The organism is Ruegeria sp. YTSA108 (assembly GCF_059610185.1).
This window is the reverse complement of record NZ_JBXWND010000002.1, coordinates 56,356-73,604: the sequence shown is the minus strand read 5'-3', so window position 1 is coordinate 73,604 and position 17,249 is coordinate 56,356. Positions and strand designations below refer to the sequence as shown.

17 protein-coding genes, 1 tRNA gene and 1 riboswitch are annotated in these 17,249 nt (G+C 59.6%); of the genes, 16 read left to right on the top strand and 2 right to left on the bottom strand.

Annotated elements, in window-relative coordinates:
• Positions 1-54: 54 nt before the first annotated feature.
• Positions 55-1,158, top strand: coding sequence for a DNA methyltransferase (locus AC2FHW_RS03380; RefSeq protein WP_496754663.1), 1,104 nt, complete (start codon positions 55-57; stop codon positions 1,156-1,158).
• Here the strand turns inward: AC2FHW_RS03380 and AC2FHW_RS03375 are convergent.
• Entirely contained in the window at positions 1,124-2,053 is a 930-nt protein-coding gene (locus AC2FHW_RS03375; protein ID WP_496754665.1) for a hypothetical protein, read from the bottom strand. The two genes, AC2FHW_RS03380 and AC2FHW_RS03375, sit on opposite strands and share 35 nt — an antisense overlap.
• A gap of 37 nt (positions 2,054-2,090) precedes the next feature.
• Here AC2FHW_RS03375 and AC2FHW_RS03370 point away from each other — a divergent pair, with 37 nt between their 5' ends.
• The 9 genes from AC2FHW_RS03370 to cobJ all read left to right on the top strand — a co-directional run bounded on the left by AC2FHW_RS03370 (position 2,091) and on the right by cobJ (position 11,384).
• Positions 2,091-2,651: a hypothetical protein gene (locus AC2FHW_RS03370; protein WP_496754668.1), complete on the top strand. Its 561-nt coding sequence runs from the start codon at positions 2,091-2,093 to the stop codon at positions 2,649-2,651.
• Positions 2,641-2,775, top strand: a tRNA-Glu gene (locus AC2FHW_RS03365). Before AC2FHW_RS03370 ends, AC2FHW_RS03365 begins: the two co-directional genes overlap by 11 nt.
• A gap of 351 nt (positions 2,776-3,126) precedes the next feature.
• Positions 3,127-3,333: riboswitch (cobalamin riboswitch) on the top strand.
• A 94-nt stretch (positions 3,334-3,427) separates the two neighbouring features.
• Positions 3,428-3,802, top strand: a complete 375-nt coding sequence (locus tag AC2FHW_RS03360) for a DUF1636 family protein (protein WP_271947948.1) — start codon at positions 3,428-3,430, stop codon at positions 3,800-3,802.
• A 2-nt stretch (positions 3,803-3,804) separates the two neighbouring features.
• Positions 3,805-4,860 carry a cobalamin biosynthesis protein CobW gene (cobW, locus tag AC2FHW_RS03355; protein ID WP_271947949.1) on the top strand — a complete coding sequence of 352 codons (1,056 nt, stop codon included), beginning with the start codon at positions 3,805-3,807 and terminating at the stop codon, positions 4,858-4,860.
• 3 nt (positions 4,861-4,863) lie between these two features.
• Positions 4,864-8,157: a cobaltochelatase subunit CobN gene (gene cobN, locus AC2FHW_RS03350; protein WP_496821416.1), complete on the top strand. Its 3,294-nt coding sequence runs from the start codon at positions 4,864-4,866 to the stop codon at positions 8,155-8,157.
• Positions 8,154-9,281: a precorrin-3B synthase gene (gene cobG / locus AC2FHW_RS03345; protein ID WP_496695979.1), complete on the top strand. Its 1,128-nt coding sequence runs from the start codon at positions 8,154-8,156 to the stop codon at positions 9,279-9,281. The genes cobN and cobG overlap by 4 nt, the downstream gene beginning before the upstream one ends.
• Positions 9,281-9,910 carry a precorrin-8X methylmutase gene (locus tag AC2FHW_RS03340; protein WP_271947955.1) on the top strand — a complete coding sequence of 210 codons (630 nt, stop codon included), beginning with the start codon at positions 9,281-9,283 and terminating at the stop codon, positions 9,908-9,910. Before cobG ends, AC2FHW_RS03340 begins: the two co-directional genes overlap by 1 nt.
• Positions 9,907-10,635: a precorrin-2 C(20)-methyltransferase gene (locus AC2FHW_RS03335; RefSeq protein WP_271947957.1), complete on the top strand. Its 729-nt coding sequence runs from the start codon at positions 9,907-9,909 to the stop codon at positions 10,633-10,635. Before AC2FHW_RS03340 ends, AC2FHW_RS03335 begins: the two co-directional genes overlap by 4 nt.
• The gene (gene cobJ / locus AC2FHW_RS03330; protein ID WP_271947958.1) at positions 10,632-11,384 is read left to right on the top strand and encodes a precorrin-3B C(17)-methyltransferase; all 753 of its coding nucleotides are present in this window, start codon (positions 10,632-10,634) and stop codon (positions 11,382-11,384) included. Before AC2FHW_RS03335 ends, cobJ begins: the two co-directional genes overlap by 4 nt.
• Here cobJ and AC2FHW_RS03325 read toward each other — a convergent pair.
• Complete coding sequence (locus AC2FHW_RS03325; RefSeq protein WP_496821414.1) at positions 11,357-12,106, bottom strand: cobalt-precorrin-6A reductase; 750 nt, start codon at positions 12,104-12,106, stop codon at positions 11,357-11,359. The two genes, cobJ and AC2FHW_RS03325, sit on opposite strands and share 28 nt — an antisense overlap.
• Between AC2FHW_RS03325 and cbiE the strand changes: the two genes are divergently transcribed.
• The 6 genes from cbiE to cobF are packed head-to-tail and all read left to right on the top strand — an operon-like array spanning position 12,105 to position 17,230.
• A complete protein-coding gene (gene cbiE, locus AC2FHW_RS03320; RefSeq protein ID WP_496821412.1) occupies positions 12,105-13,304 on the top strand; it encodes a precorrin-6y C5,15-methyltransferase (decarboxylating) subunit CbiE in 1,200 nt (399 codons plus the stop codon). The genes AC2FHW_RS03325 and cbiE overlap by 2 nt on opposite strands.
• Positions 13,301-13,669, top strand: a complete 369-nt coding sequence (locus AC2FHW_RS03315; RefSeq protein ID WP_496821532.1) for a cobalamin biosynthesis protein — start codon at positions 13,301-13,303, stop codon at positions 13,667-13,669. The genes cbiE and AC2FHW_RS03315 overlap by 4 nt, the downstream gene beginning before the upstream one ends.
• Entirely contained in the window at positions 13,666-14,460 is a 795-nt protein-coding gene (cobM, locus tag AC2FHW_RS03310; RefSeq protein WP_496821410.1) for a precorrin-4 C(11)-methyltransferase, read from the top strand. Before AC2FHW_RS03315 ends, cobM begins: the two co-directional genes overlap by 4 nt.
• Positions 14,447-15,769 carry a cobyrinic acid a,c-diamide synthase CobB gene (locus AC2FHW_RS03305; protein ID WP_282021863.1) on the top strand — a complete coding sequence of 441 codons (1,323 nt, stop codon included), beginning with the start codon at positions 14,447-14,449 and terminating at the stop codon, positions 15,767-15,769. The genes cobM and AC2FHW_RS03305 overlap by 14 nt, the downstream gene beginning before the upstream one ends.
• On the top strand, positions 15,766-16,494 hold the full coding sequence (gene cobA, locus AC2FHW_RS03300) for a uroporphyrinogen-III C-methyltransferase (protein ID WP_142632880.1): 729 nt from the start codon (positions 15,766-15,768) through the stop codon (positions 16,492-16,494). The genes AC2FHW_RS03305 and cobA overlap by 4 nt, the downstream gene beginning before the upstream one ends.
• Positions 16,487-17,230, top strand: coding sequence for a precorrin-6A synthase (deacetylating) (cobF, locus tag AC2FHW_RS03295; protein WP_271947970.1), 744 nt, complete (start codon positions 16,487-16,489; stop codon positions 17,228-17,230). Before cobA ends, cobF begins: the two co-directional genes overlap by 8 nt.
• The last annotated feature ends 19 nt before the right edge of the window (positions 17,231-17,249 follow it).

Genomic DNA, 17,249 nt, shown 5'->3' with positions numbered 1-17,249 from the left:
AACTGTGTACACTCGAACAAGTGACATGGCGCAAAAGGCAAACGGAGCACGACTTTGACTAAAGAGCAGGTTGCCACAAAGAATGGCAATGCAATTGCGAAGAAAAAGAGCGAGCGCACATCCACAGTTGGGCGAGGCAAGGCAGTTGTAAGGACTGAAGCTCTAGAAACCACTGAATGGGCAAATGGCCCAACCAAGCTTTTCTTTGGTGATAGCCTCAATTTTTATGACGACTGGCAGGCTCCTGATTGCATCGTTTCTGATGGGGCCTATGGTGTTTTGGGATTTGAGGGGGACACTTCAGATCACACAGGAATGCCTGAGTGGTATGAGCCTCATATTGAAGCTTGGTCCAGAAAAGCTTCGGCAAAAACTGTTCTCTGGTTCTGGAACTCAGAAATTGGATGGGCATCAGTTCACCCCATCTTGGAAAAGCACGGCTGGCGCTATGTGAACGCAAATATCTGGGATAAGGGTGTTGGCCACATCGCGGGCAACGTAAACACAAAGAAAATCCGCCGCTTTCCAGTCGTGACTGAGGTCTGCGTACAGTATGTCTTTGAGGCGCGAATTGACGGGCAAATTCTTAAGCACTGGCTGTATAACGAGTGGAAGCGCACAGGCTTACCTATGCGGCAGGCCAACACGGCCTGCGGTGTCGCTGATGCCGCTGTAAGGAAGTATCTGGATCAAGGGCATCTTTGGTATTGGATGCCTCCTGAAATGTTCCAAAAGCTTGCAAGCTGGGCCAACGAAAGAGGCGACCCCAGTGGCCGCCCATATTTTTCGCGCGATGGCGTATCTCCAATGACCGCAGATGACTGGGCTGAAACGCGGTCAAATTTTGATTGCCCGCATGGAGTCACAAACGTCTGGCATCGCCCAGCACTCAGAGGTGCAGAACGCATAAAAGCTGATGGCACTAGAGGTCGCGCGGTACACTTAAATCAAAAACCGTTGGACCTAATGACAAGAATTGTGGAGGCCTCCACGCCGCAAAATGGCACAGTTTGGGAACCTTTTGGAGGCCTTTTCTCAGCGTCCGTCGCCGCAAGACGAGCTGGCTTCAATTCCTATGCTAGTGAAATAGACACGACGTACTTTCATTACGGATTGCAACGCCTTATCGAAGAAGCTCGTCAGTGTCCCCTTCCGTAATTCCAAGCTGTTTGGCGAGAACACTTTTCACGAGACCCCTGTCAGGATTTCGGAAAAGTTTCTCCCACTGCTTGACCGTTAAACCTTGAACGGTTTTTGCCAACACACGTGCCTTGAAGGCTTCTAGCTCATCGTGAACAATACGATCCATTTTCGCATAGTTCGTATCTAGACGGTAAGTAAACCCGCCAAGAAGCTCTCTGAGTTTCGCTTGATATTCAGGTGTGGGTTCGTACTTGTGCCCATTCGTTCCCCACGAATTCACCATTGCTTTCGCCTTAGCGATATCAGCTGGGTCTTTGTTCTGCAGCTTGTAACCGTTGGTATTTGTTTGCTGCAAGTTGCGAGTTCTGTCGCTAGTGTCCTCTGGTTCCAAAACAAGATAATCAGGAGGATTATGGTAGTGAGTGTCACGTGCTTTCGCTACTGATGCCCCAGATACCACTACGACATCCAAAATATATGGCTTTCCAAACAAGATGTATTCAGGCAGCCACGCCAACATGCATACATATGTGTTGTCATCCTTGAAATGGTTTTGTGAATCCTTGAAGCGAGCCGTTATTTCTGTTGCCAGAGGAAACCACGCTTTAATCTCAAAACCAGGCGTAGGCGTCACACCCTCAAAGATCGTGTCTGGAAATCCTGGATCTTGCCTCTTCCACTCTCCTTTTCCTCTGTATTCTTCTTGATCATTCAAAAATTCAACTGTGTTGAATTCGATCATATTTCCTAACAAGGGAGAAAGTTTAGAGATCACTTTGGACAAGTTCACAGCGGCATCAGGTGTGATTGGCTTAGATACAGTGAGCAAGTCAAAAACGTGACCACTTAGTTCATGCAGATGGGCGGTTGCTGTCTGAATAACGTCTTGAGTTTTAATTTTATCTTGCATCTTGATGGCCTTCACTGTCGCGAGACACAACTAAAAATTGCGCCACACTTTACCTAGACCACTGGATACCATAAGGAAATATACAATTTCATCCGCTTACAAACCGCTATTATCAACCTATGGTGACCACCCCAAAGAACCTTCAGCCCACCAACCTTTAAATTATGAAAAAATGACAAATTTGGTGAACAAAATGCCAACAAAGATCACCAACTTCGAACAGAAAATGCTCACTAACCAAGAGTACCCAAACTATCAATTTGAACTGACGTTAGTACCACCAAATCTTGATGAGAATGACATCATTCGTCATACAATTTTTGATGACCGTTCAATTGACGTTGATTGCAGTTACGGGTCAGTGTGGCTACGCGTAACTTTACGCTCTAACCCAAGCAAATTTGTAGCTCAGGCGACCTTTGGCGTCAGTTCAACGTCTGTAGTTTGCGACTTAGTTGAGGTCGCAGAAGAGTATCGCTTGAAGGGGCTAGGAAGGTACATCTATCGCCTAGTCGAAGACTTGCTGAAAATGCAGATTAAGCCCAGCAACAACTTATTGGATGATGGAAGGGCTTTTTGGGAGCACTGGCGAAATTAGATTGTACACAAAAAGGTATACAACGAAAAATATTACAAATAAATGTTTGATTTTCAATTAATATTCTTGATGTCGATCTCTTGCAAATCCGTGTACACCGGTTCGATTCCGGTACTCGCCTCCAATACTTTCAAACAGTTGCTTCGCATTCGGCTTTTCGAGCCTGCGACATGCCGTCTCGCTACGGCAGTGCTCTGCTGAGTGAAGCTTGACACCGGATTGATCAGAAGGCGGTGGACTCACTGGCTCGGCCGGTAAATTTGACCGCTCTATCGAATCCACGCGATATGCCCTTTGAAGTAACTGGCCCGCGAATCCTTTCGTCTGGATATCTTCGAGGCGCAAAGCCCAAACTCGCCTGCCGTCATTTTGCATGTGGCTGACCAAACATGCCGCTGACAGGCATTGGCAGGTCGCTTTTCCATTCTCGATGATTTCCGTGCGTCTGCCGCGCTTGACAAGCCCCCTGCCCGTGCCGCATGTCCCATCCGTTGGTGTCTGCACATGCAGATGAAAAGGGAATGCGTCAGCGGTCATCCGTCAAACGCAGCCGCCCCCGCGACCGTGACCGGAGAGGGTGCCCAAAGCCACTGGCCAGACAGGCCGGGAAGGCGGGACATCTGCCAGAGGCCAGCCTCTGACATCCGCAAGCCGGGAGACCTGCCAACATCCGAAGTTGAAACCGGACGGGGTGATCCGGTGTCGGGCCCATGTCGCAATACGTGGCCCGCATGAAACCCCGTCCCCCGCGAAGAGGATTTGGGGGGATGAGAGACATGACCGAGACCACACCTGTTGAACTGCTGGTGTGCACGACCTGCCGCCGCGGCCTGCCCGTCGAGAATGATGCAGATCGTCCTGGGGCGTTGCTGCACAAGGCGTTGGAGCAGGCAGAACTTCCTGATGGCGTCACTTTGAAGGCAGTAGAATGCCTTTCAAATTGCGATCAGGGCTGCTCGATTGTGCTGCGTGGCGGACCCGAACGTTGGACCTTTGTCTATGAGCATCTCGATGAAACCGATCATGTCGAGACCATTGTTGAAGGTGCGACCAAATATCTCGAGACCCAAGATGGCCTCGTTAAATGGCGCGAACGTCCTGAACATTTCCGCAAAAACTGTGCGGCCCGCATTCCCCCGATTGGAGCTTAGATATGAGCAATCTCGAAAAACTGCCCGTCACTGTGATCACCGGCTTTCTGGGCTCGGGAAAGACCACGCTGGTGCGTCATCTGATGCAGAACCCGCAGGGCAAGCGCCTGGCCGTTGTGGTCAACGAGTTTGGAGATGTTGGCGTCGATGGCGATATCCTCAAATCCTGCGCGATCCCCGATTGCCCGGCGGAAAACATTATGGAATTGGCCAATGGATGCATCTGCTGCACCGTGGCAGATGATTTCATCCCGACCATCGAGGCGCTGATGGCGCTAGAGCCGCGCCCCGATCACATTCTGATCGAAACCTCTGGCTTGGCCCTGCCCAAGCCGCTGCTGAAAGCGTTCGACTGGCCGGATATCCGCTCGAAAATCACCGTGGATGGCGTAATTGCTCTGGCCGATGCCGAAGCTGTGGCCGCCGGTCGCTTTGCCCCGAATGTCGCTGCGGTGGATGCCCAGCGCCTGGCCGATGACTCGATTGATCACGAAACGCCGCTATCCGAGGTGTTCGAGGACCAGATCTCCTGCGCCGACATCATTCTGCTGACCAAGCCTGATCTTGCTGGCCCCGAGGGGGTCGCCAAGGCCAAGGAAATCATCGCGGCAGAGGCTCCGCGCCCGCTGCCCGTGGTCGAAGTGGCCGAAGGCGCTGTGGATGTACGTGTTGTGCTGGGGCTTGAGGCCGCTGCTGAAGATGACATGGAGGCACGTCCCAGCCATCACGATGGCCACCACGATCACGAGCATGATGATTTCGAAAGCATCATTGTCGAGCTGCCGGAACAGACCGATCCGGCCCAGCTGGTCGCCAATATCGAACGTCTGGCGAATGAACTGAACATCCTGCGGGTCAAAGGCTATGCCGCTGTTACCGGCAAACCCATGCGCCTTTTGGTGCAGGCAGTCGGGGCCCGTGTGCGTCATCAGTACGACCGCCCGTGGGAGCCAGGTGAAGAGCGTCGCTCGCGTCTGGTGGTCATCGCCGAGCATGACGACATCAAAGAGGCTGAAATCCGCGAAATCCTCGTGGGTGTAACCGAGGCCGCCGAGTAAGCCATGCACGTCGTCTTCCGCGAAAGCCACGGGTTAGAGGAAACGGAGACCCCAACCGATCTGGGCCAGAGCCCGGCGGATCTGGTGGTGCTGTCCTTTTCCGACAGTGATCTTGGCGCTTTCGCGGCAGGCTGGCATCGTGGTGGTGGACCCGAAGGCCGGATGCCGACCCTGCGGCTGGCCAATCTAACGGCGCTGAAGCACCCGCTTTCTGTCGACACCTATGTCGAGCAGACGCTGGAGGGCGCCAAAGGCATTCTGATCCGCCTGATCGGTGGCGTGCCCTACTGGTCCTACGGATTGCAGCAGGTTCTGGCACTGGCCCACGCCAAAGGCATCGCTGTGGCAGTCCTGCCGGCGGATGGACGTGAAGATACGCGCCTGGATGACTATTCTACCCTGCCCGTTTCAACCCTGCGGCGGCTGGCGCATCTTTGCGACACAGGCGGTGAGGTCGCAGCGCAGGCTGCGCTGGCGCAAATGGCACTGGCCGCGGGGCTTTATTCTGGCCCGGTGATGGGGGCCAAGACGATCCCGGAATGTGGCGTATGGTGCCCGGATCGCGGTGTGATCCCGGCGGATACCGCATTCGCCGGTGATGCCAAGCGCATCCTCGTGACCTTCTATCGCGCCTATCTGACCTCGGCAGACACTGCCCCGGTCGCGGCCCTGATCCACCGTCTGCGTGCGCGTGGGTTTCAGGCTGTTGGCCTATTTGCGCCGTCGCTCAAAGCCCCTACCGCCGCTGACTGGCTGCGCGAACAGGTCGTAGCGCTGGCCCCCTCGGCAATCATCAACGCCACCTCCTTTTCGGGCAAAGGCGCCTCGGGAACGTCCCCGCTGGACGCCGCCAATGTGCCGGTATTTCAGGTCGCCTTGTCCACCGCACGCCGCAAGGCTTGGGTCGATGCGGAACGCGGGCTGTCCCCCGCCGACCTCGCAATGCATGTGGTCCTGCCCGAGGTGGATGGCCGCATTTCGGCGGGCATCGCTTCGTTCAAGGAACCGGGCAAGCGCGACCCGTATCTGGAATATTCCCGTTTTGCCCACCGCCCCGAGCCGGAACGGGTTGAGGCGATCATTGATCGGGTGGACGGCTGGCTGCGCCTAAGCGACAAACCTAAGCCAGATCAGGTCCCAGCGTTGGTGCTGTCGACTTATCCCGGCAAGGACTGGCAGATGGCCCATGCGGTTGGCCTGGATGCGCTGGCCTCGGCCGAGGCGATGCTGTCTGATCTGCAGGCCGAAGGCTATGACACCGCACCTGGCGCGCCGATTGCCGAGACGCTTCTGGATGCGCGACTGTCTTGGCCGCTCGCGGCCTATCAGACCGCGCTGGAAGACTTGCCGGAACAGTTGCAAACGGATCTGCAATCCATCTGGGGCAAGCCTGAGGACGACCCGGTTTTTGCCGATGGTGCGTTCAACTTTACCGCCTTGAACCGGGGCAAGACACTGATCGCGCTGCAACCGGAACGCGGCACGCCCGAGCTGCGCGATGACGACTATCACGATCTTTCGCGCACCCCGCGCCACAGCTATGTTGCCTTCTATCTCTGGCTGCGTAAGGGGCATGGCGCGGATGCGCTGATCCATATCGGCGCGCATGGCACGTTGGAATGGCTGCCAGGCAAATCGGTCGCCCTGTCCCAAAACTGCTGGCCTGAGGCGTTGGTCCGAGATCTGCCGGTGATCTACCCCTTTATCGTGAATGACCCCGGCGAGGCCGCACAGGCCAAGCGCCGGATCGGCGCGGTTACACTGGGCCATATCCCGCCCCCGATGCGAACAAGTGACACGCCGGACCGTATGGTGCGGCTGGAATCCCTGCTGGACGAATTCTCGAACGCCGACGGGCTGGACCCCAAACGCCGCGACCGACTACAAGAAGACATACGGGATGAGGCGCAGGCCATTGGTCTGGAAAGCGATCTGGGTCTGAATCAGGCAACCTGTACCGCCGAAGCGATCACCCGTATCGACCGATTTGTCTGCGACATCAAAGAAAGCCAGTTCGGCGACGGCTTGCACGTCTTTGGCCGCGTCCCCGAAGTGACCGGCAATTTTGATGCCACGCCTTCGGCGCATGCGGAACGTCAATCACTTTTGGACGCACTGGCCGGGAAACGGATCGAGGCTGGCCCGTCTGGCTCACCCTATCGCGGGCGCTCGGACGTGCTGCCGACAGGGCGAAATCTTTACACCACCGATCCGCGTTCGGTTCCAACACGCGCGGCCTATACCCAAGGTGTCAAACTGGCCGAGGAACTAGTGCGGCGGCATCTGCAGGAAGAAGGCGATTACCCCAAGGGGCTGATTGTCGACCTCTGGGGCTCGGCCACGATGCGCACTGCGGGTGAAGAATTCGCCATGGCGCTTCACCTGCTGGGTGTGAAACCGGTTTGGGACAAGGGGTCGGAGCGGGTTTCCGGTATCGAGGTGCTGCCAATCACTGATCTCAGCCGTCCACGGCTAGACGTGACCTTGCGTGTCTCGGGCCTGTTCCGCGATGTATTCCCGACGCTTTCTGCGCTGTATGGCCAGGCAGTGCGAGCATTGTGTGAACGGGACGAGGCAGCAGACTGGAACCCATATGCCGGGCAGGCACCGGCCGCCCGTGTCTATGGCCCCGCCCCCGGCAGCTATGGCCTGAACATGACGCAGCTATCCGAAATCTATACGGACGAAGCGCGGGCACAGGCCGGTCAGGCTTGGCTGGATGCCAGTTCCTTTGCGCTTGAGGGCGAGCAAATTGCACGGGATGTCGATGGTATTACCCAACGCGTTGCCCACGCCGATAGCTTTGTTCACCTTCAGGACCTGACCGAAACCGATCTGCTGTTGGCCAATGACTATGCCACGCATGAGGCCGGTTTTGCCGCCGCCAAGAAAGTCACTGGCGGTACTGCGCAGCTGTACCATCTGGACAATACCAACCCAGACATCCCCCGCGCCCGAACCCTGTCTGAGGAAATCAGCCGCGTTGTCCACGCGCGCGCGGCTAATCCTGACTGGATCGCAGGAATGCAACGGCACGGATTCCGCGGCGCCGCCGAGATCGCGGCAACGCTGGATCATATGGCAAGCTTTGCCCATCTGTCGGGAACCGTTGCACCGCATCTGTTTGACATCTACCACGATGCCACACTGGGTAACGCCGAGGTTGATGCCTTTCTGCAAGAGAAGAACCCACGGGCGCATCAGGCCATGCAGGATCGGTTCCGTGCGCTGCTCGAGGCTGGCCTGTGGAACACGCGCCGAAACTCGATCCGAGCCGATCTGGAGGGGTTGGGATGAGTGCACCGATCGTTCAGGGCTGGTGCCCCAGCGCCCATCGCCCGATGATGTCGGGGGACGGGTTGGTCGTGCGGGTTCGGCCGCGGCTGGCGCGCCTTGAGGCTGCGCAGATGTTAGGCCTGTGCGAACTTGCCGACCGGTTTGGCAATGGCACAATTGACCTGACCAACCGCGCCAATCTGCAACTGCGCGGTGTGGCCGAGGCCGATCACCAACCTTTGCTAGAAGAACTCGCTGCGCTGAACCTTTTGGATGCGGAACCGGGTATCGAGGTGCGGCGCAATATTCTGGTGACGCCGCTCTACCAATCCGGCGATCTTACCGCACGACTGACGCAGGAACTGATCGACCGGTTGGGTGAATTGCCGTCGCTACCAGCCAAGTTTGGGTTTGCCATCGACACCGGACCAAATCGCCTGTTGGTCGGGGATTCGGCGGATATCCGGCTGGAGACAGGCCCCGACGGGCTGATCCTACGCGCTGATGGCGCCGAAACAGGGCGTCGCGTGACCGAAAAAATCGCCATCGACCACCTGATCGCGCTGGCCGAATGGTTCGCGGATCACCAAACTCCCGAGGCCCGGCGCATGGCCCGCTTGGTTGCGTCACAGGATTTGCCGTCAGAATGCCAAGGCAGCGCACCGGGTGATGTTGGCGCTCTGCCTGAACCGGGCATCGTGGAACTGGGTGCGTTTTACGGAGCCGCGTTCGGTCAGTTGCCAGCGCGCGGGCTTGCGGGGCTGATTGAGACCTGCGGTGCCTCTGCGCTGCGGGTCACCCCTTGGCGGCTGTTTCTGATGGAAGGCGGGGCGGCGATACCCGCCCCAGCGTTCGTCACCGATGGCACCGACCCGCTGATGACCACTGACGCCTGCCCCGGCGCCCCGCTCTGCCCGCAGGCGCAGGTGGAGACCCGCGATATCGCCCGCGCGCTGACCTCGCGTATTCCCGGCCACTTGCATGTCTCGGGCTGTGCTAAAGGATGCGCGCGCATGGAACCAGCTGATGTCACCCTGGTCGGCCACGATGGTCGATTTGATCTTGTCAAACAAGGCCGCGCGGGAGATGAGCCAAACCTGCGCGGGTTAAGCCCCGAAACACTTATGACCATGGACTTCTCCTGATGCCCTATGAATACGAAACCGACGGCGCGGCGATCTACAAACAAAGCTTTGCCACCATCCGTTCCGAGGCCGATCTGGCACGGTTCGACGCCGATGAGGAACAGGTCGCCGTTCGGATGATCCACGCGGCAGGTATGGTGGGGCTGGAAGAGTTCGTGCATTTCTCAACCGGTTTTGTGACCTCGGCCCGTGCCGCGCTTGAGAACGGCGCGCCGATCCTGTGCGACGCCCGCATGGTCAGCGAGGGTGTGACCCGGTTCCGCCTGCCCGCCGATAACGAGGTGATCTGCACCCTGCACGACGAACGTGTGCGTCCGCTGGCTGCCGAGATGAGCAACACCCGGTCCGCCGCTGCGCTGGAGTTGTGGCGCCCGCATCTGCAAGGTGCCGTGGTGGCCATCGGTAATGCGCCCACCGCCCTGTTCCACCTGCTGAACATGCTGGAAGACCCCGACTGCCCGCGCCCTGCGGCCATCATCGGCTGCCCGGTGGGCTTTGTCGGTGCGGTCGAATCTAAAGACGCGCTGTGGGAGGCGCAGCCTGTGCCGTCCTGCATCGTCAAGGGTCGCCTTGGTGGCAGCGCCATCACGGTCGCGGCGGTCAACGCCATCGCGAGCCGCGCCGAATGAACGCGGGCAAGATATACGGTGTCGGCCTCGGCCCCGGCGATCCGGACCTGATGAGCGTCAGGGCCGACCGCCTACTGCGCACTGCCCGCCACGTGGCCTTTTTCCGCAAACCGGGTCGCAGTGGTCAGGCCCGCAAGATCGTCAATGACATGATCCCAGAAGGCGCGGTGGAATTCCCGATGGAATACCCCGTGACCACAGAAATTCCATTGAGTGATCCGCGGTACAATGAGCTGCTCTCGGCGTTTTATGAAGATTGTGCCGCGCATCTGAAGACACTGTCGGATCAGGGCGAAGACGTGGTGGTCCTGTGCGAGGGTGATCCGTTCTTCTACGGATCATTCATGCATCTTTACAATCGATTACGTAGCGAGGCTAAAGTTGAAGTCGTGCCTGCGATCACCGGTATGTCCGGCGCGTGGACCGCAACCGGCGACCCCATCACCTGGGGAGACGACGTATTGACCGTGCTGGTCGGCACATTGCCCGAAGACGATCTGGCCCACCGAATGGCCCAAACCGACGCGCTGGTGGTGATGAAGATCGGGCGCAATATCGACAAAGTGAAGCGGGCCCTGAAGACGGCCGGTTTGTATGACCGTGCTTGGATCGTGGAATACGCTCAGATGCCCAATCAACGCGTGTGCAAATTGTCGGAAAATTGCGAGGGGATCACTCCGTATTTCTCGATCATCATCGTTCACGGACAAGGGCGGCGGCCATGAGCGGTTGGGTCAAGATCGCAGGACTCGGGCCAGGAAACGAGGCTTTGGTGACGCCCGAAGTGACCGCTGCGCTGGCTGGGGCGACGGATGTCGTCGGCTACATTCCTTACGTCGCGCGCATCGCCGAACGCCCCGGCCTGACGCTGCATGCCAGCGACAACCGGGTTGAGATCGACCGCTCTCAGCATGCGTTGCAAATGGCGGCCGAAGGGAAGCGCGTAGTGGTCGTATCCTCGGGCGATCCGGGCGTATTTGCCATGGCAGCAGCGGTGTTCGAAGCGCTGGAGAACGGCCCCCGTGAATGGCGCGACCTATCGGTTGAGGTGCTGCCCGGGATCACCGCGATGCTTGCGGCCTCCGCCCGCGCTGGCGCCCCGCTTGGGCATGATTTCTGCACCATCAACCTGAGTGACAACCTCAAACCTTGGCCTCTGATTGAGAAGCGCCTGCGTCTGGCCGCGCAAGCGGATTTCGCGATGGCGTTTTACAACCCCCGCTCGAAATCCCGCCCCGAAGGCTTTGTCAAAACGCTGGAAATCCTGCGCGAAGAATGTGAACCCGAGCGGCTGATCCTGTTCGCCCGCGCTGTCAGCCGGGCGGATGAGGCAATCCGGATTTCAACCTTGGTCGAGGCCACGCCTGATATGGCCGATATGCAGACCGTTGTCATCGTCGGCTCATCGCTGACCCGCGTGATAGAACGCGCCGGTGACCCGATCGTCTATACGCCGAGGTTCACCCCGGAATGAGCCAGCCAGTCCAGAACCTGCGGAACGCTCGACAGTTCCAGCCGCTGCGGCAGGGCTGGACGGTCGATCATCAACACCGGTATGTCCAGAGCCCGCGCGGCGTCCAGCTTGGCGCGCGCGCCGGCGCCGCCCGCGTTCTTGGATACCACCAGCTGCGTGCCGTGGCGCTGCATCAACGCCCGGTCATCAGCCTCGGCAAAGGGTCCGCGCGCCACGACAACCTCGCAATTCGGCAAGGGCAGGACATCGGGTTCATCCACCAGCCGCAACAGATACTGGTGCTGGGGCTGGCTGACGAAATCTTCGAGATGCATGCGCCCGACCGCAAGAAACACGCGCTGCGGATTACCGGACAAAGCGGCCACCGCTGCGGCGATATCCGGGACGCGCAGCCAGGTGTCACCGGGCTGCGGTGCCCATTCGGGCCGTGTCAGCGCAACAAGTGGAATCTGCGCCGCATGGCAGGCCTCAATCGCGTTACGGCTCATCCCGGCGGCAAAAGGGTGGGTCGCGTCGATCACGTGGCTTATGCCGTGGTCATGGATATATTTCACCAGCCCTTCGGCCCCACCGAACCCGCCAATACGCACCGACAGAGGTTGCGGGCGCGGGTTGTCCACGCGTCCTGCATAGGAGTACGTCGCGGGAATACCCCGGTCGGCAATGGCTTTTGCCAGCGCGTTGGCCTCGGTCGTGCCGCCCAATATCAGGAGGTTGGACATGTCTGAAGCTCCGTGGCTGACCGTTTTGGGTTTGGGCGAAGATGGACTGGATGGCTTGCCCCCCGCAAGCCGTCAAGTGCTGGAACGCGCTGAAATCATCATGGGGCCACCGCGACACCTGTCCTTGGTTCCCGATTTCGGAGCCCAGCAGGTGGAATGGCCTGTGCCCTTTGCCGATGGTCTGCCGATCCTGACCGGTTTTCGCGGGCGATCAACCGTGGTTCTGGCCTCGGGCGATCCGTTCTGGTTCGGCGCCGGATCCGTGATCGCGCGGAATTTCGAAGCCGGGGAATGGGCCGCCCTACCCGGCCAATCCACTTTTTCGCTGGCCGCTGCGCGGTTGGGCTGGCCGCTGGAAAGCACGCAGACATTTGGTCTGCACGCGGCCCCGCTGACCCGGCTGCGCCCGCATCTGGCCCCCGGCCTGCGCGCAATTCTGCTGTTGCGCGATGGTAAGGCCGTGACGGAACTTGCCACCTATCTGACTGACACCGGCTTTGCCGACACACACCTACATGTGATGGAGGCCCTGGGTGGCCCGCGCGAACGGGCGCGCAGTGTCTCGCTGACCGAGGCGCTGCTGGGTGGGTTCGATCACCCGGTCTGCGTCGGGCTCGAGGTTGCTGGCGGCGGGCAGGCCTTTCCGCGCGCCTCTGGCAAACCGGATGAGATTTTTGAGACCGACGGCCAGATCACCAAACGCCCTATCCGTGCGCTGACCCTTTCGGCGCTGGCCCCGCAGCGGGACGAGCATCTGTGGGACATTGGCGGCGGCACCGGGTCAATCAGCATCGAATGGCTGATGTGTGATCCAACGCTCAGCGCCACAACGATCGAACCCCGCGAAGACCGCGCCGAGCGCATTCGCCGAAATGCCGACGCGCTGGGTCAAGACCGGCTGCAGGTGGTGCACGGCAGCGCCCCGGATGCGCTTGACGGCCTGCCCCTGCCCGATGTGGTGTTCATAGGTGGCGGGCTAAGCGGGGATCTGTTGCAATGGCTGCAAGCGGCTCTGCCATCTGGAACGCGGCTTGTGGCCAATGCTGTGACACTGGAGAGCGAAGCTCTGCTGGCGCAATGGCAGAATATGCTGGGCGGCGAGCTGCTGCGTATCGAGCTGGCACAAGCCTCAGCCCTGGGGTCACGGCGCGGATGGAAATCGGCCTATCCGGTGGTGCAATGGAGCGTCACGTTATGATCGTCGCAGGCATCGGATTTTCCTCGACCGCCACGGTGAACAGCCTGCGCGCCGCCTATGATCGGGCCAGTATCGGCCAATCTGTGGACGCGCTGGCCACGGTTGCCGACAAGGAAGGCCACGCCGCGTTGAAAGATTTCGCCTCGGCCATTGCCCTGCCCTTGCATTTCATTGCTCCCGCCGATTTGGCTGGGCAGCGCACCCTCACCTGCTCGACCCGCAGCCGCGCCACCTATGGCACCGGCAGCGTGGCCGAAGCATCCGCCCTTGCCGCCGCCGGACCTGGTGCGCGGCTGATCTCACCCCGACAGATTTCAGACGACCGGCTGGCCACCTGCGCCATCGCCATCGGAGGACAGACATGACCGTTCATTTCATTGGCGCTGGACCGGGCGCCGCCGACCTGCTGACCCTGCGGGGGCGCGATATCATCGCCGCTTGCCCGGTCTGCCTGTATGCGGGTTCGCTGGTGCCAGAGGAAATTCTGGGCCATTGCCCCGACGACGCCAAGATCGTGAACACGGCGGCGATGGATCTGGATCAAATCATGGCCGAGATCGAGACCGCACATCAGGCCGGTCTGGATGTTGCGCGACTGCATTCCGGCGACCTGTCGGTCTGGTCGGCGATGGGCGAACAAATCCGCCGCCTCAAGGAATTGGGCATCCCGGTCAGCGTGACCCCCGGCGTGCCGTCTTTTGCCGCTGCAGCCGCATCTCTGGGCACGGAACTGACCCTGCCCGGACTTGCGCAATCAGTGGTCCTGACCCGGACACCGGGACGCGCATCGTCGATGCCCGAGGGCGAGACGTTGGCGAATTTTGCCCGTACCGGGGCGACGCTGGCCATCCACCTGTCGATCGGCAATCTAGACACTGTGATCGCCGATCTGACCCCGGCCTATGGCGCCGAATGCCCGGTGGCCGTGGTCTACCGTGCCAGCTGGCCCGATGAGCGGATCATCCGTGCGACGCTGGCGACGCTGAAAGACACGCTGGACGAGAGCATCTCACGCACAGCGCTGATCATGGTGGGTCCAGCACTGGCTGGTGAAGGGTTTGACGAAAGCTGCCTGTATTCTAAGGATTACGACCGCCGGTATCGCCCGCAAAGCGCGGACAGCCCTTGGTCAAGCTGGAGCCATGGTGATGACTAACCCTCCGGGCATTCTGATTTCGGCACCGTCTTCGGGGACTGGCAAGACCACCGTGATGCTGGGCCTGCTGCGTGCGCTGGCCGAGGATGGCCTGACCGTCCAACCATTCAAAAGCGGCCCTGACTATATCGACCCGGCCTTTCACCGGGCGGCGGCTGGGCGCGCCTCGTTCAATCTGGACAGCTGGGCGATGGGCGATCCTCTGCTGAACGCAATATCGGCACAGGCTGACGGCGCGGATATCGTCGTAGCCGAAGGATCGATGGGTCTGTTCGACGGTGTCGCCAAACCCGGTGAGATTGGCCATGGTTCTAGCGCGGAAACCGCGCAGCGTATGGGCTGGCCTGTGGTGTTGGTTCTGGATGTCGGCGGTCAGGCGCAATCAGCTGCAGCCACGGCGCTGGGGTTTCGGATGTACAACCCCGACCTGCCCTTTGCCGGGGTAATTTTGAACCGCTGCGCCAGCCCGCGCCACGAGCGTCTGACCCGGTTGGGTATGGAACGTGCAGGCCTGCCGGTTCTGGGCGTTCTGCCACGACGCGGAGACCTGACACTTCCCGAGCGGCACTTAGGTTTGATCCAGGCAGTGGAACATCCCGATCTGGAAAGCGCTATTGTCGGCTATGCTGCGTTCCTGCGTGAACATGTCGATCTGGAGGCGATCAAGCGGGCGGCTTCCTCAAGCCCAGATAGGCCATCGTCAGCCGTGCCGCCGCGCCCTCCGGCGCAGCGGATCGCACTGGCCCGGGATGCTGCGTTTTCGTTCACCTATCCGCATTTGCTGGAAGGCTGGCGCACGGCGGGTGCAGAAATCCTACCGTTTTCACCACTGGCGAATGAAGCCCCTGCCCCGGATGCCGATCTGGTCTGGCTGCCGGGTGGGTATCCCGAGTTGCACGCAGGCACATTGGCCGCCGCCAACACCTTCCAGACTGGGCTGCGCAAACATGCCGAGACAAGACCTGTGCATGGCGAATGCGGGGGCTACATGGCGCTGGGTCAGGCGTTGATCGACAAAGAGGGTGCCCGGCACGAAATGGCGGGCCTTCTGGGCCTTGTGACCTCCTATGAAAAGCGCAAGTTCAACCTGGGTTATCGCAAGGCGGAATTATTGGCCCCAATGGCCGGATTTGCCGAAGGCACAGCGCTACGCGGGCATGAGTTCCACTATTCCTCGATCATCGAACAGCCTGACGCCCCGCTGGCGCGCGTGTTCGACGCCGAAGGCGCGGAAGGCCCGCAAACCGGATCGGTGCGAAACAATGTCACCGGGACATTCTTTCATCTGATCGCCGAGGCCTCGGCATGAGTGGTTTTGTGTCCTTCATCGGTTCAGGCCCCGGCGACCCGGAATTGCTGACGCTGAAGGCGGTGGACCGGATGCAGAAAGCTGATGCGGTGCTGTTTGATGACCTCAGCAGTGGCCCGATCCTGAGCCACGCGCGTGAGGATGCCGATCTGGTTGGGGTCGGCAAACGCGCCGGGCGCCCCTCGCCCAAGCAGGATCACGTCAGCCGCTTGTTGGTCGAATATGCACAAACCGGTCAGCATGTTGTGCGGCTGAAATCCGGTGATGGCGGCATGTTCGGCCGGCTTGAAGAAGAACTGGTGGCCCTGCAAGAGGCCGGGATCGACTATGAAATCATCCCCGGCATCCCCTCGGCGGTAGCGGCGGCGGCAGCGGCGGGCATTCCGCTGACCCGGCGACTGACCGCGCGGCGCGTGCAATTCGTCACCGGCCACGATGTCAGTGGCAAACTGCCCGAAGATCTGAACCTGGCAGCACTGGCTGATCCACAGGCTACGACCGTCGTGTTTATGGGCAAGCGCACCTTTCCCCTTTTGGTTGGCGCCCTGCATTCCCACGGCCTACCGCTGGACACACCTGCTTTGATGGCCGAGTCCGTCTCGACCCCCGAGCAAAAACTGCAACGCTCGACCATCGGTGCCTTGTCGCAGCAGTTGGAAACCGAGATCGGCACCGCCCCGGCCCTGATCCTGTATGGACCTCTGGCAGAGTTCGAAAATGATTGACCTGACGCTGATCGGTATTGGCACCGGCAACCCGGATCATGTGACATTTCAAGGGGCGCAGGCGATCCGTTCGGCGGACCTGATCCTGATCCCCCGCAAGGGCGAAAACAAGGCCGATCTGGCAGGGCTGCGCGAGCAGATCATCGCTCAGGTCGCGGATACTCTTCCGCAAATCGCGTATTTCGACATTCCCAAACGCCGTGCCGATGATGGCTATTTACGCGGAGTGGACGAATGGCACGATGCGATTGCATTGCGCTGGCAGGAGGCCATCGCAGCCCACCCGAAGGCCCGCCATGTGGCGCTGCTGATCTGGGGGGATCCGTCGCTGTATGACAGTTCGCTGCGAATCGCGGCACGTTTGACCCCTCAGCCAGAAACACGGGTGATTCCCGGCATCACCGCGCTGCAAGCGCTGACGGCGGCCCATGCGATTCCGATCAACGAACTGGGCGCGCCCTATATCGTAACAACTGGTCGTCGCATCCGGGAAGAAGGATGGCCGGAAACCGCAGAAAACGTGGCGGTGATGCTGGATGGCGAATGTTCATTCCAAAACCTGGACATGGAAGACTTGGACATTTGGTGGGGCGCATATGTCGGCATGAAAGAGGAAATCCTGATCAAAGGCCCTTTGGCCGAGGTTGCGCAGCAGATTCTAGACCGCCGCGCCCATGCCCGTGCCGACCATGGTTGGATCATGGATATTTATTTGCTGAAAAAGCGCATAATCTGACACAATACGTCGCAAATGA